Source organism: Alkalilimnicola ehrlichii, from assembly GCF_003399765.1.
Lineage (GTDB): Bacteria > Pseudomonadota > Gammaproteobacteria > Nitrococcales > AK92 > AK92.
On the sequence record NZ_NFZV01000074.1, the window covers coordinates 1 to 1,456 of the forward strand.

General features: G+C 73.1%; 1 protein-coding gene. It reads right to left on the minus strand.

From position 1 onward, the window contains the following. Positions 1-1,456 (minus strand): contractile injection system protein, VgrG/Pvc8 family (locus tag CAI21_RS22690; protein ID WP_147305239.1); only part of this gene is annotated, 1,456 nt, incomplete at both ends.

Consider the following 1,456-nt stretch of genomic DNA (forward strand, 5'->3'; position numbering starts at 1 on the left):
CGACGGTGATATCGCCGCCGCCGCGGCCGGTCAGGCGAATGTTCCGGGCCGCTTGAATGGTGACGTTGCCGTTGTGGCTGCGCACGGTCATGCCGTCCGGCCCGCGCACGGTCAGCCGCGTGCCTTTGCGGACCTTGAGCCGCGCCCGGCGCCCGGTGACCAGTTGCACGTCCTCGCCCGACTGTAAGAGCACGTACTGGCCGGCGCGGATGGCGGCATCGAGCTTGGCCTGGTGGTGGATCGCACCTGCTCGGGTGCGGGTGCGGCTGTTGGCCGCCACCGTGTGGGTGCGGCTCGCCCCCACCCGTTCGGTGAGGGTGGCGTGCGCGCGCAGCCACTGTTGGCGCGCGGCGTAGAGCGCTAAGCCCCCGTGGAGGCAGGCGGCGCGCACCAGTTCGTGGTCCGGCGTGGCCTGGAAGATGGCTTTGACCTGGCCGGCGAAGGTCTGCAAGAGAATGTGCGAGCGGTTGAGCTCGTCGTCGAACAGCACTTCGTTTTGGCCCGGCGTGAGCCAGCGGTTGTGCGGCGCATTGGCCGCGCCGACCGGCCCCGGTGCGTCCTTGTTCGGCGCAATGCCGAGGATCAGCGCCTGGTTGGGGTCGCCCCCGGGGCAGTGCAGCAGCACCTCGCAGCGCTCGGTCAAGGGGCAGAAAAACCCGCTCGGCGCCACCCGCCCGGCCCCGGCGTAGGGGCTTAGCCGCCGCAGCGGCGGGGTCGCCTCGGTGTGCCGGTGCGCGCCGCGCTCGAAATCGGGCCGCACCGGCTGCGCGCCCCGGCCGGCCGCATCCGGCAGGCCGTAGCGGTCCGGGGTTTCGATCCGCGCGGTGAACATAAACGGCAACCGCGGCCGCGGTGCGGCCGGTGCCACGTACGGCGTGCGCCGGGGGATCAAGGTCGCCTCGCCGCGGTAGCCGGTCTCGGGATCGAAGCGGTGCGTCACCGCCGTGACCAGATACTCCCCCGATAGCCCCGGCACGGCGCGGAAGTGGCTGGCCTCCAGATGCAACCAGCGCCCCGGCGCCAACTCCGGCACCGGCCCGGCGGCGGTAAGCTGAAAGGCCTGCACCGCGTCCCGCCGCGCGTCAAGCGTCACCTGCTGTTGCGCCGCCGCGAAGGCGGCCAGCGGCGGGGCAAAATGCACGACGTCCGCGTCCGCCTCGCCCGCCAGCTGCGGCCGCGCCGTCGGCGGCTCGCTCTGTACGTGGGCCGCATGCCGCCGCCCCCCAGCCGTCCAGCCCGGCGCTAAGCGATCGACATGCGCCTGCCAGCGCCCCCCCGCTGCCGCCGCTTGGCCGGCCGCCGCGCGGTAGGGCACCGCCGCCCGCGGCAGCGGCGACACGCCGCTGTTATGATCGGCCACGCACAGCCGCTCCCGGCGCTGTGCGGCGTCGACCTCGAACCAATAAAACACCCCCGCCTCGGCGAGCTGGCGCTGGAGAAAGGCGAAATTACTCTC